The organism is Psychrobacillus glaciei (genome assembly GCF_008973485.1).
GTDB lineage: Bacteria > Bacillota > Bacilli > Bacillales_A > Planococcaceae > Psychrobacillus > Psychrobacillus glaciei.
On the sequence record NZ_CP031223.1, the window covers coordinates 1,654,109 to 1,667,281 of the forward strand.

General features: G+C 34.7%; 13 protein-coding genes and 1 pseudogene. 12 read left to right on the forward strand and 2 right to left on the reverse strand.

Annotated features, from left to right (window positions below; translation table 11 throughout):
- The first annotated feature begins 49 nt into the window (after positions 1-49).
- Both PB01_RS07420 and PB01_RS07425 read left to right on the forward strand, forming a co-directional pair.
- Positions 50-829, forward strand: a complete 780-nt coding sequence (locus tag PB01_RS07420) for a metallophosphoesterase (RefSeq protein ID WP_151699618.1) — start codon at positions 50-52, stop codon at positions 827-829.
- Between the two features lie 23 nt (positions 830-852).
- On the forward strand, positions 853-1,827 hold the full coding sequence (locus PB01_RS07425) for a YpdA family putative bacillithiol disulfide reductase (protein ID WP_151699619.1): 975 nt from the start codon (positions 853-855) through the stop codon (positions 1,825-1,827).
- Between the two features lie 1,280 nt (positions 1,828-3,107).
- Here PB01_RS07425 and PB01_RS07430 read toward each other — a convergent pair.
- Positions 3,108-4,079 carry an asparaginase gene (locus PB01_RS07430; protein WP_151699620.1) on the reverse strand — a complete coding sequence of 324 codons (972 nt, stop codon included), beginning with the start codon at positions 4,077-4,079 and terminating at the stop codon, positions 3,108-3,110.
- Between the two features lie 158 nt (positions 4,080-4,237).
- Between PB01_RS07430 and prsW the strand changes: the two genes are divergently transcribed.
- From prsW to rpsA, 7 genes are all read left to right on the forward strand, one after another.
- On the forward strand, positions 4,238-4,933 hold the full coding sequence (gene prsW, locus PB01_RS07435; RefSeq protein WP_151699621.1) for a glutamic-type intramembrane protease PrsW: 696 nt from the start codon (positions 4,238-4,240) through the stop codon (positions 4,931-4,933).
- Between the two features lie 66 nt (positions 4,934-4,999).
- Complete coding sequence (gene sleB / locus PB01_RS07440) at positions 5,000-5,788, forward strand: spore cortex-lytic enzyme (RefSeq protein WP_151699622.1); 789 nt, start codon at positions 5,000-5,002, stop codon at positions 5,786-5,788.
- A gap of 9 nt (positions 5,789-5,797) precedes the next feature.
- Positions 5,798-7,078 (forward strand): PepSY1/2 domain-containing protein, encoded by a 1,281-nt coding sequence (locus tag PB01_RS07445; RefSeq protein WP_151699623.1) that lies wholly within the window; start codon positions 5,798-5,800, stop codon positions 7,076-7,078.
- Between the two features lie 94 nt (positions 7,079-7,172).
- Positions 7,173-7,814, forward strand: a complete 642-nt coding sequence (locus tag PB01_RS07450) for a flagellar brake protein (RefSeq protein ID WP_151699624.1) — start codon at positions 7,173-7,175, stop codon at positions 7,812-7,814.
- Positions 7,815-7,895: 81 nt separating this feature from the next.
- A complete protein-coding gene (gene cmk, locus PB01_RS07455) occupies positions 7,896-8,570 on the forward strand; it encodes a (d)CMP kinase (protein WP_151699625.1) in 675 nt (224 codons plus the stop codon).
- A gap of 1 nt (position 8,571) precedes the next feature.
- Positions 8,572-9,162: a lysophospholipid acyltransferase family protein gene (locus PB01_RS07460; RefSeq protein ID WP_151699626.1), complete on the forward strand. Its 591-nt coding sequence runs from the start codon at positions 8,572-8,574 to the stop codon at positions 9,160-9,162.
- A 92-nt stretch (positions 9,163-9,254) separates the two neighbouring features.
- Positions 9,255-10,403: a 30S ribosomal protein S1 gene (gene rpsA / locus PB01_RS07465; RefSeq protein WP_151699627.1), complete on the forward strand. Its 1,149-nt coding sequence runs from the start codon at positions 9,255-9,257 to the stop codon at positions 10,401-10,403.
- 111 nt (positions 10,404-10,514) lie between these two features.
- Here rpsA and PB01_RS21895 read toward each other — a convergent pair.
- Positions 10,515-11,680, reverse strand: a pseudogene (locus PB01_RS21895) (tyrosine-type recombinase/integrase).
- A 302-nt stretch (positions 11,681-11,982) separates the two neighbouring features.
- Here PB01_RS21895 and PB01_RS21270 point away from each other — a divergent pair.
- The 3 genes from PB01_RS21270 to PB01_RS07485 all read left to right on the forward strand — a co-directional run bounded on the left by PB01_RS21270 (position 11,983) and on the right by PB01_RS07485 (position 13,071).
- Positions 11,983-12,216: a tyrosine-type recombinase/integrase gene (locus tag PB01_RS21270; RefSeq protein ID WP_225986259.1), complete on the forward strand. Its 234-nt coding sequence runs from the start codon at positions 11,983-11,985 to the stop codon at positions 12,214-12,216.
- A 141-nt stretch (positions 12,217-12,357) separates the two neighbouring features.
- On the forward strand, positions 12,358-12,651 hold the full coding sequence (locus PB01_RS07480) for a hypothetical protein (RefSeq protein ID WP_151699628.1): 294 nt from the start codon (positions 12,358-12,360) through the stop codon (positions 12,649-12,651).
- 231 nt (positions 12,652-12,882) lie between these two features.
- On the forward strand, positions 12,883-13,071 hold the full coding sequence (locus tag PB01_RS07485) for a hypothetical protein (RefSeq protein ID WP_151699629.1): 189 nt from the start codon (positions 12,883-12,885) through the stop codon (positions 13,069-13,071).
- Positions 13,072-13,173 lie beyond the last annotated feature (102 nt).

The following is a 13,173-nucleotide window of genomic DNA, read 5'->3' on the forward strand; positions in this document are numbered from 1 at the left end:
GACAGGGGGAAATCCCTGTCTTTTTCTATGTTTCTGAGGAGGCTTTTATTTGACGTATATCGCTATACTTATTATAGCCTGCATTATTTTAACACCATTATATATGCTTATCCTGGCTTTTCAAATTAACGTGAAAGAACATTCATTGCATATCGGAGAAATGAAAGATGGGGAACAATTCCGTGTATTTTTCATTTCAGATATTCATCGTAGAAAAATATCCGATAAATTGATTGATTCTCTTTTAGAAAGAGTGGATATAGTCATTATTGGGGGAGATATAACCGAAAAGGGAGTGCCTTTAGAGAGGACAGAAAATAACATCTTGCAGTTATGTAAAATAGGGAAGGTTTTTTATGTCTACGGAAATAATGATCGTGAAGTAGGAGAACCACAATTAAATTCGATACTAGAGAAATATGGAGTATGTATCTTAAATAATAAATCTGTCGTCCTCAAATCTAGTCAATCTATCATTCGCCTTATTGGAATAAATGATGGATTTCATGGTAGGGTTAATATATATGATGCATTTCAGGATGTTTTAGATGAGGAGATTATTATTTTTGTATCGCATGCACCTGCTTTTTTTAATAACGCGAAAAAAGTAGCGCAGCCGCATCTCTTGTTAGCTGGGCATCTTCATGGCGGACAAATCCGTTTTGGACCTTTTGGTATTTACGAAAATGGTGCGTTTAGAGAAAAAGAGAATAGTGCGGAACTGATTAGCAATGGATTTGGTACAACAGGGGTACCGTTAAGATTAGGAGCAAAATCAGAGTGTCATATTATTACGTTATTCGGTAAAGCAAAAGTAAAAAATTTCTAAAATGGTGGAAGGAAGTTTTAAGGTTGGAACAAAATGTAGATGTGCTTATTGTTGGCGGAGGACCATGTGGTTTAGCTGCTGCAATCTCAATTCAAGAACTTGGGTTAAATTATGTGATCATTGAGAAAGGAAACATTGTAGATGCAATCTATAATTATCCTACTCATCAAACGTTTTTTAGTACAAGTGAAAAATTAGCGATTGGTGATGTTCCTTTTATCGTCGAAGAACGAAAACCAAAGAGAAATCAAGCTTTAGTGTATTATCGAGAAGTTGCCAAGTTAAAAAAGCTTCATGTAAATAAATATGAATTTGTAAACAATATTTCGAAAAAAGAAAATAAGTTTCTGATTACTACCTCTAAAGCAACTTACTTAGCAAATTACGTAATAATTGCAACTGGTTATTATGATCAACCAAATTATATGGACATACAAGGAGAAGAACTACCCAAAGTCTTTCATTATTTTAAAGAAGGTCATCCTTATTTTGACCAAAATGTGTTAGTTATTGGAGGTAAAAACTCTGCAATTGATGCCGCATTAGAGTTGAACAAAGCAGGAGCCAATGTGACGGTAGCATATAGAGGCAGCAATTATTCTCCTAGCATTAAACCTTGGATTTTACCAGAGTTTGAAGGGCTTGTTCGAAACAATGAGATTGATATGCTCTTTAATACAGAGATTCTTTCCATAGATGAAAAATTCGCCTTTTTAAAAGGTCCAACTGGTGTATTTACAGTTGCCAATGATTTTGTATTTGCCATGATTGGTTATCATCCCAATCAAAGTTTTTTAGCCAATGTCGGAATAGAAATTGATTCTATGACAGGAAGACCGTCATTTAACGAAGAAACAATGGAAACGAACGTAAAAGGTGTTTTTATAGCCGGAGTAATTGCTGCAGGTAATAATGCAAATGAAATTTTCATTGAAAATGGTCGTTTTCATGGTGGACAAATTGCACAAGAAATAGAAAGAAAGCGAAAAGGCAACTAAATGCCTTTTCGCTTTTCTTCTGCATTTCCTGAGTCTTTCACATTTGTATTAAGAAATACAATATGCTTCTGTAAAATAATAAACTAGTACTTACCGTTGTTAACAATAGAGTAAGTAGAACCTAAAAAATAGATAGCATCCATTATTAAAGAAGCGCTGAGCGGACGAAATTGCATCTTCGTCCACTTTTAAAAGAATAGGAAAGGATTTATTCTCTCCCTAACTAAAACAAATGCATTATGTCTTTACGTATTTCAAGAAGGCGACGGACAAACAACCGCCACAAGATTACAGAAAAAAGTGGATTGAGAAGTGACGCAGTCACTTCTCAATCCACAGAAATTCCTATGGTAATAGTGTAGCCTATGTTTCGTCCAAAGCACTCTGAAAATAGTAAAGACAAGTTGCACTTAAAGGACGCTTGCGTTTTTCTTAAAGATAAGAAAGTATATGGATTATCGTACTGCGAAACCAGTGTTCATAGTACTTTAAAGAATTATATAATACCGCGGATTTTCGTTTCAGGTGGACGCGTTCCGCGGGGTGAGCGATGAGCCATCACCGCCGCATTCGCGTCGTTTGCGATGGCACATCTGTCTCACTCATCCCGCTGGAGTCGCCACCTTTCACTACAATCCATTAAGCGAGTAGTACCAAACAAGAAGATTTTGCCCAGCTATCGCTAAGAATCCAGTATTAGTAAGGAATCATAGTATAATTTCAAGGGTTAGATCTTTAGTTTTCTTTAGTTTTACCGCACACAGTATACACGAATCGGTGAGTGTATCATTAGAGTAGGTGGTACTAGAGAAAAATAGATAGCATCCATTATTAAGGAAGTGCTGAGCGGACGAAATTGCATCTTCGTCCGCTTTTAAAAGAATAGGAAAGGATTTATTCACTCATTAACCAAACCTTATGTACCTTGTTTCAACATTTTCCAAGATAGCGATGTACAAGCATCTGTCACAAAATTACCGGAAAAAGAGGATTTGGAAGTGACATAGTCACTTTCAGATCCTCTATAAAATTCTACGTTAATAGTGTAGCCTATGTTTCGTCCAAAGCACTCTGAAAATAGTAAAGACAAGTTGCACTTAAAGGACGCTTGCGTTTTTCTTATTTACTTTTACCGTAGAAACTTCACCGAGAGAAGTTTCTACATAAAGTTGAGATGACTTGGATTTTGGGTCTGCACAATGCGGATCAGGCATCGTTACGTAGGATGTCTTCACAAATCGATTTGCCTGTTAGGGCGGCCATAAGTGTTTTCGCACTTCTTAGATAGAAAAAATATCCTCCATTGCTTTTCTAGAATCTGAATGATTCAGTGCAATAAGTAGGGCAAGTCTTGCTTTTTGTCCATTTAGACCTTTTGTGAAAATTACTCCTAGTTCTTTTAATCCTTTCCCACCGCCAACATAACCATATACATCTTGTGCGATACCATTAAAACATCTAGAAACAAGCACAATCGGTATGTCTTTTTTCAAAATTTCTTCAATAATTGGAACGAGGCTTGGGGGTACGTTACCTTGTCCTAGTGCTTCCAATACAATTCCGTCATAACCTAACTTTACAGAAGATTCTAGTAAATCAGGTTCCATTCCTGCATATACTTTAAATAGTGCGACTCTTTTCGTAATACTTTGAATAGGAAAAACAGCTCGATGATTAGGTGAGTGATGAAAATGGACAATTGACTTGGAAATAAAACCAATTGGTCCGTATTGCGGACTCTGAAAAGTGCTTACATTACTGGCGTGTGTTTTGGTTACATTTTCTGCCGTATGTATCTCATCATTTAAAACTACGAGAACACCTTTTTCTTTTGCGTCCTCTGAACATGCAACTTTTACAGCAGACAACAGATTGTAAAGTCCGTCTGATCCTATTTCGTTGGAAGAACGCATAGCACCTGTAAGGACAATTGGGATGGTTGTTTCCAAAGAAAGGTCTAAGAAATAAGCTGTTTCTTCCAAAGTATCAGTTCCGTGTGTAATGACAACTCCATCTATTTTTTGCTCGCGAGTATAACTTTCGATTAACTCTTTTAGGATGAGCATTTCTCTTGGTGTAATGTGAGGAGAAGGTAAGTTAAATGCTTCTATTTCTATTATATCAGCATGTTCTTTTAACTTCACACCCTCAATAAAAAGGGGATTATTTTCTGTAGGAATAACTACTCCTGTTTCTGCATGGACCTCCATGGAAATTGTTCCACCAGTATGAATTAGTAATATTGTTTTCAATTTAATACCTCCGTAATTTTTACAAATTATCTAAAAAATAATGTTATAATAAAGATACCCTAGGTCAGTGCTTACTGAGTTAGGTTGAAACAAGCTCGATAAAAATTTAGACTTGGATACGCAAAAATGGATTTGAGTTTATTGGAAGGAGTAAAAATATGCTAATACTACTTTCCGTTGCAATTGCTCCTGCTCTTGCGCTTTTAAGTTATTTCTATTTACGAAGAGATATTGAAGAAGAACCCTCAAAATTATTGTTACATACATTTATATATGGCGCTATATTAACTTTTCCTATTTTATTCATTCAACATGTTATACAAGAAGAAAAAGTGATTTCATCTATCTTTGTTCATCAAGCTTTAGTAACAAGTGCATTAGAAGAATTTTTTAAATGGCTCATTTTAATTATTGCTATATATAAACATGTGGAGTTTGATGATCCTTATGATGGAATATTATATGGAGCAAGTGTTTCACTTGGATTCGCGACCATCGAAAATATATTATATTTATTGAACTTCGGGATGGATCAGGCTTTCCTTCGCGCATTACTTCCGGTTTCAAGTCATGCATTATTTGGTGTCGTAATGGGTTATTACCTAGGAAGAGCTAAATTTTCCGATGATAAAATAGCCAAATATGAAATTTTCTATGCATTTTTAGCTTCTTTTACGTTGCATTGTGTTTATAATAGTATACTAATTATTAAAGGAATAGATTTACTCTTAATCGTTCCATTCATGTTGTTTTTATGGTTATTTGGCTTATCACGAGTAAAGAAAGCCCATATATTTTCACGTATTAAAAGATTTGAACATCATGGATATTCAACAAAAGAAAAATCTGGCTAATTGCTAGATTTTTTTTGTATATTTGGGCATTTTTTATCCAAGCTATGTATAAAGGAGAGATGTCGTTTGAAACAATTAAAATACATCCTTATTAGCTTGGTCTTTTGTACAGTTAGCTATACATTTATTACGCAGGAGCAATCTACTCAAGCTTTCTCCACTCAAATATTAGAGAGGGGAGCTTTTGGTGATGATGTGATTGAATTGCAAGCCAGACTTCAATTCATTGGATATTACAAGAGTGAAATTGATGGGAAATTTGGCTACAGCACCTATTGGGCTTTAAGGAACTTTCAAGAAAAATATGGGCTTCCAATAGACGGCTTACTTGGAGAAGCAACCAAGAAAAAGCTTGTGAGTGCTTCCGAATTCAACAAAGCTTGGGTACATGAACAAATTAATAAAGGCAATAGTTTTACCTATTATGGAGGCACAGACTTAGGAAAACAAGTAAAAAATAAGAAAGCGGAAAGTACAAAAATGCAACTTCCTCCGAAATATTCTGAAAAAGACTTGAAAATTCTTGCAAATGCAGTATATGGGGAAGCCAGAGGAGAACCATACGAAGGACAAGTAGCTGTTGCTGCGGTTATCTTGAATAGAGTAGAGCACCCTGATTTTCCTAATACTATTTCTGAAGTAATTTTCCAACCATTAGCATTTACCGCAGTAGCGGATGGTCAAATTTGGTTAGAGCCAAATGAACGAGCAAAAGAAGCAGTGCTAGATGCATTAAATGGGTGGGATCCCTCAGAAAATGCTATCTATTATTTCAATCCAAAGACCGCAACTAGTAAATGGATTTGGTCACGACCACAAATTAAAACAATCGGACAGCATATTTTTTGCTCTTAAGGAGATAAGATGAAAAAGTATATATGGATCATTGCTTCTGTCGCTGTTATATTCCTGGTGTATCATTTTTCTATCCAAAGTAAGAATACCCGATTAGAAAATGCGCTTGCTATCCAATATTCCAACCAATTAACTACAGCTTCTGAAAAATTGACAAAATTAAGTGACTCCATTGATCAAACGCTGTTATTCAAAGATAGGGAGGCACTAGACAAACCTTTAGAAGATGTATGGAGAATTTCTTCCGATGTACGTGCATCTATTTCGGCTTTACCAATAGATCACGAAACTTCCACTGTATGGATGAATTACTTAAGCCGAATTGGAAATGGTGCTTCCCTTGTAAAGACGGGGAAAATACCAATCGAAGAATGGCAAAAAAATATGACATCTGCCCGAGATAACTTAAGGGAACTATCCAATCAATGGGCTTTTACGAATAAAGATGAAGGGAAAAAAGATTATATAGTAAATACATTTGTATTAAATAAAGTAAATAAAGATAATGAAAAAAGTTGGAAGCAACTAGGGGATTCAGCGAAAGCATATACAGAAAGTGATTTCCCGATGACAGCTAGTGAAACAGATCATCAAAAAAAGAAAGACCTGCAACAAATTGAAGATTCGGATGTGAGCCTAGAACAAATAAAACAAAAATTTGTTCAACTATTTCCTGAATTAAAGGATGCGACTATTCATACTACTGAAAGCTCTAATGATGCTCCGTATCCTTTTTATCACTTACAATATCATAAAGGTATACGAATTGGTTACGCAGATTTTACGAAAAAAGGTGGACACTTATTATCATTTCTAATGGAAAGACCTTTTGAAAACACAACTATAAGTGCTGAACAGATGAAAGAAAAAGCAAAGAGCTATATGAAATCTTTTGACTATGCAGATACGGAATTGGTAGACTTTCGAGAAAACCATATCGCTTGGCATTTATCTTTTGCAAGAGTAGAAGCTGAAAACAAAGCACTTGTCTATGCGGATGGTATCCAGTTGAAAATAGCAAAAGATAATGGAGAATTACTAGGGTTAAATGCAATGGAGTATATACAAAAAGAAAAAATTGGTCCTCAAGAAATTAAACCTCTAAACTATAAAGAGTTATTTTCAGATGACTTTTCTGTCGAAGAGGAGAGATTATGTTTTGTAGAAAATAAGGAGCTGCAACAGAGACTGGCATATGAAATATTAACAAGAAGTGATTCCATTGGCACCTATAAGATTTATATAGATACAGAAAATCATGAAATTCTACAAGCAGAAAAACTGCCATAAAAAATGTCCAAGCGTTTGTTAAAATAATTTTATAGAAATAAAATACTTTAAGTGTCATAATAGAACTATAATCACACTTAAAGAGGTAATGTGTATGAAAATTAAACTAGGGACCATTCTGATATTAGAACCTACTTTTGTAGAAAAAGTAGAGAAATATCGTTGTAAAGTAGTGGATTTAGACGAGCAATTTATTTTTATTGATTATCCAATTGACACAATCTCAAATAAAACGGTATTTTTAATGGAAGGGACTCAACTTCGTGTTTCTTATGTAGAGGAATCTAAATCAGCGTTTGCTTTTCACACAGAAGTGTTAGCAAAGCGGCAAGGTCAAATACCGATGATTAAGCTTTCGTATCCAGGGGACTCAGAAGTTATTAAAATTCAAAGAAGAGACTTTGTGCGAGTGTCTACTTCATTAGATATTTCTGTTCAATTTGAAGATGATAAATATCAATTTGTAGCAGATGATATCAGTGCTGGAGGATCGGCAGTAATCTTGAATCGCGAAGTTAAATTTAAAGAAGGAGACGAAATCTCCATGTTGATCCCTTTAGCCTTTAATAATGGGGATATAAAATATGTAACCACTACAGCAGCTGTTGTCCGAATTTGGGATAGAGGTCAGCAAAAATTAGCATCCTTGCAGTTTACGGATACCGATGATTTAGACAAACAACAAATTGTCCGTTTTTGTTTTGAACGCCAATTGTTTTTAAGAAAAAAGAAATGAATGAAAAGTCTGTGAATACAGGCTTTTTTTTTACGGATGGTTTTATGATAAAATATACTCGAATAGAGTGGAGGCTACAATATGACAAAACAAATTCAAATCGCCATTGATGGTCCTGCAGCTGCAGGAAAAAGCACGATTGCCAAAAAAGCTGCAGAGTTACTCGGATATACATATGTAGATACAGGAGCAATGTATCGAGCAATAACGTATAAAGCGATTCAATCAAACATAGATTTGCAAGACGGAGAAAAATTAACGAATATATTAAATAAAACATCTATTGAGTTGAAGCCTTCTCCAAAAGGTCAACTAGTTTTTTTAGATAATCAAGAAGTAACAGATGAGATTCGCTCCAAAGAAGTAACAGCTTCTGTTTCAGAGGTTGCCGCGCATGCAGATTTAAGAAAAGAAATGGTATTAAGACAACTTGAAATGGGTAAAAATGGAAGTATCGTAATGGATGGTCGAGATATTGGGACGCATGTATTAACAAATGCAGAGCTAAAAATATTCATGTCAGCAAGTGTAGAAGAGCGAGCAAGAAGACGATTCCTAGAAAATCAAAAAAGAGGAATTTCAACGAACTTAGAAGAACTAATAGAAGAAATAGCTCTTCGAGATAAAATGGATAGCGAACGTGAAGCTTCTCCATTAATAAAAGCAGAAGATGCAATATTTATTGATACGACATCTCTAACTATTGAAGAAGTATCTGAGAAAATTATGCAACTAGCAAAAGAGAGGATGAGATAATATGAATCTCTATTCATTTGCGAAAACAGTCGTGTATGCCGCGTTAAAGCCGATTTATCGATTTGAAGTAATCGGTGCAGAGAATTTTCCAAAAGAGGGAGGCATTCTCTTGTGTTCAAATCATATAAATGCGTTAGATCCTCCAGTTGTCGGAATTAATGCGCCAAGGGCTGTGAATTTTATGGCAAAAGAAGAACTATTTCATATTCCTATTTTAAAAAGTATTCTTCCTGGAGTTAATGCTTTTCCTGTTAAAAGAGGAATGAGTGATCGTGATGCCCTTCGCCGTGCCATAAAACTTTTAAAGGATGGGGAAGTAGTAGGTCTTTTCCCAGAAGGAACAAGAAGTAAGGATGGAACCTTGGGAAAAGGTTTTAGCGGAGCTGGATTCTTTGCACTTAGAGGAGAAGCCAATATTGTTCCTTGTGCAATTATAGGACCATATAAGCCATTTAGAAAACTGAAAATAGTATTTGGAGAGATGATTGATATACAACCCTATCGAGATCGAAAAGCGTCAGCAGACGAAGTAACGGAAGTCATTATGACTAACATTGGTCAACTACTAGATCAATATAAAAAATCAAAATAATCAATTCTTTTTCGTTTGATAAGGGCTACCTTTTGTATTTCTGTGCTAGTTCGCATAAAATAGACTTGAGACGTTGTGAAGGAGGATATCATATGTCAGAAGAAATGAACTTAGTCGATACACATGAGTTTAAAGAAGGAGATCTTGTGAAAGCGACGGTTGCGCAAGTAGATGAGAAATCGGCATTCGTAACAATTGAAGGTGCACCTTTTGATGGTATAGTTCCGATTAGCGAACTATCTAGCTTGCATATTGAAAAAGCATCCGACGCCGTTTCCATTGGTGACGAACTGGAATTGATGATTACAAAAAAGGAAGAAGCTAATTTTGTACTTTCCAAACGGAAAGTCGATGCTGAAAAAGCGTGGGACCATTTGGAGAAACAATTCCAATCAGGTGAAATTATTGAAACGGAAGTAAAAGAAGTTGTGAAAGGCGGATTAGTAGTAGATTTAGGTGTGCGTGGTTTCATCCCTGCTTCATTAATTGAAGACTATTTCGTTGAATCATTTGAAGATTACAAAGGAAAAGTATTAACATTTAAAATCGTAGAATTTGAAAAAGATAAAAATCGCTTAATCCTTTCCCATAAAGCAGTTTTAGAAGATGAAAAAGCTGTAAGTAAACAAAAAACCCTTGAAACTATTCATAGTGGAGAAATATTAACTGGAATTGTTCAGCGAATAGCATCATTCGGTGCTTTTGTAGATATTGGTGGCGTGGATGGTCTTGTTCATATTTCCCAAATATCCCACGATCACTTAGAAAATGTTGGAGATATGCTATCGGAGGGACAAGAAGTAAATGTAAAAGTATTATCTGTAGACAGAGATTCCGAAAGAATTTCTTTATCTATTAAAGATACGTTACCTGGACCTTGGGCAGATATTGAAGATAAAGCGACTAAAGGCGCAATATTGGCAGGAACTATTAGACGTATTGTTTCTTATGGTGCTTTCGTTGAAGTATTTCCAGGAATAGAAGGACTTGTGCATATATCTCAAATTGCGCATAAACATATTTCAACCCCACATGAAGTACTTAAAGAAGGCGAGGAAGTCCAAGTAAAAGTGCTGGATGTAAACAGTGCTGATAAACGTTTATCTTTAAGCATAAAGGATTTAATCGAAAACGAAAATGACTATAATCTAGAAGATTATCAATTGCCGGAAGAGTCTAAAGGCTTCTCCATTAGTGATGTTTTAGGAGACAAGTTAAAAAACTTCACAAATAAAAACTGAATATAATAAAAATACGGGCGATTTGATAAAGTCGCCTGTTTTTGTCATTTTGTTGTATATAATGAACAATTTTCAACGAAAACCAAGCAGTACCAATAGGCTAAGGGTAATTTAAGGAAGGATAGCCCCACTTTTAGCCCCGCTCTCCTCCAAACTAGCTCCAATTAATGCTACAGCTTGAACCTCCAGTTTTTTCAATACGTGCCCGTATGTTTCGTAAATCATCTGCGTTGTATTGCCTAATCGTTCTGCAATTACCTTTACATTCAATCCTCTATTCAAAAGTATTGTTGCGTGTGTGTGACGTAAGCCATGCAAGCACCCGTTAGCATTTATTATTTTTTGAAAGGCATAGTATGCATGATTGTAATTGCTTGGGTTTCCACATTCCTCTCCGATAAAAACAAAACGGCTTTCGTTATACTTAATACCGTAAGCTAACATCGTTCTTTTACACCATGTATGATAAGTCTTTAACTTTTTTACAAGTATGTCATCGATTAAAATTGTTCTATAACTGTTTTTGGGGTTCTTGTACTGTGCCGATCTCTAGTGCGTTCAACAGTTATTGTCTTTTTATTAAAATCAATGTTTTTCCACTGCAAACCGAACGCTTCGCCTCTTCGTAACCCAGTATAGGTAAGTGTTAAAAACAAGTTGGAATTCGTGACATTTTCAAGTCGGTTAGTTGCTTCTAAGAAAGTGACCAGTTGGTTATGAGTGTAATAGTTTATTACTTCTTCTGGCTCTTCTACACCTTTAAGAGGTATCTTGGTGAACCTGTTACGATCAAGTATCTCATCTTCGACTGCGGCATTTATGGCAATTTTTAATATGGTGTGGAATAATAGCACAGAACTTGGTTTAAACTTTTTCTCCAATACGTTTATAAATGATATTCTATACGTAATTTTATCTAGTTTTTGCAATTAATAATGGCCTAACAAAGGTTTTATGTGTAATCTAACTGTTGCTTCTCTGTTACCACGAGTTGGCACCTTCCAGTTGCTCTTATTAGCGTCAAACCAAATATCTATTCATTCCGCCACGGTTATTTGGTCATTTTCAATTAGTTTTATCTGTCCGCTAACTTATGCTGCCTTTATCTCTAAAAGTGCTCTAAGGGCTGTTTTTTCGCTTATAAAGCTACTCTTCTTTTTCTCTCTTCGTTTACCGTTCTTATCAATATATTTGTGACGGTACATCCATAGTTTTTCATTATTTGCTGTTAAATAAGAATAGAGTTCTGGATCCTTGTTTGATTTTTGCAATTTCATCTTTACCATTCCCTTTCAATGCTTGGCGGCGTAATGTACAGGAAAAGATAAGTGAAGATAAATTAAAAAGCAAATCTTTTTGCACCACCTCCTAAGAATGTATGTTCTTTATATTTTAATGAAATTGCTCCTGTTGTTAAAGAAGATTTATTAGCATCTCATGTAGTTATTAGAGAAACAAAAACACTTAAGAGAAAACGAGTAAAATTACCAGGCTATATAAAAAAAGAAATCCTTCCTTATGTTAAGGGTTAAATGATTCTTCGTATGTATTTAAGAGCCGTCAAGGGGATAATAGACCAATAGATAGGTCAACAGCTTATCGTATTCTTCGAGATGCAGCAGAACATGTCAATTTAAGAGAAGTAGGGACACATACATTGCGTAAAACTTTTGGCTACCACTTCTACCAACAAACAAAAGATGTTGCTATTTTACAGGAATTATTTAACCACTCAAGTCCATCAATAACCTTTGAATATATCGGCATACACCAAGAAGCATTAGATAAAGCAATGGACAAATATAGAATTTAATTTTTTTTCTATATCTGCAACATAAATTTATGTATCGTGCAGTCGTTGTAAGAAGTGTATTCAAGCCTTATAAATAAAGGGTTTCGGCAATAAGGCGAGTGCAACAGTCTATATATTGAAGAGTACTAAAGGTAGAAAAAGATGGAGATAATAGAGGCAAAGGATCAAATTAAAAAAATAGAAGAATACATACAGAAGGTCGAGAACTATGTAGCTGATGCATTTGAGAAAAAAGTTTTTAAGCTATATGTACTTCGAGAGAATGTTACAAAAATAACAAAGGAATTAAATGAGGAGGAATACAGGATTGGCAACCGTAAGTTAATCAGTAAGAATATATTAGATTTGATAAGGAGAAAGCCTACTGATGAGATGCACGAAATGGCAAGGAAATTATTTAACCAGAACAAGAAAAGAAGTGCATTGAAGTATTGATAAAATATTTTGGCAGATTCGTGGCAGACTGATGGCAGAGCATTTGGAAATAGATGTGCAATAATATTAGCATGAGGTTAATAGGTTAATAGGTTAATAGGTTAATAGGTTAATAGGTTAGTAGTTTCCTCGTAGAGAGCATTATAACGGGTACTCTTTAAATTTATCAGATTTAAATTAGTGACAATCATTTCCATTCACATTATGATTAGTGTGGAGGAGGTGGAAGTAATGAAATCTCATAAATTTAATGCTGAATCGGTAGCAATATTAAGTGAACTTTATAAAGAATTAAATGAAGCTGATGATATATTAGAAAATTATTCTGAAGAAAAAAATATCGAGAATCTAAATGATGATTTAGATATAACGGATATAATTAAATATATGGAAGAGTTTCTTGCAATTCTAAAAAAATAACTATTACATAAAGGTCACATCTAATCAGGTGTGGCTTTTTATTATATATTTTAATTATAAAATTAATATTAAAAATATTTAAAAAATAAAAAAGGGTTTTAG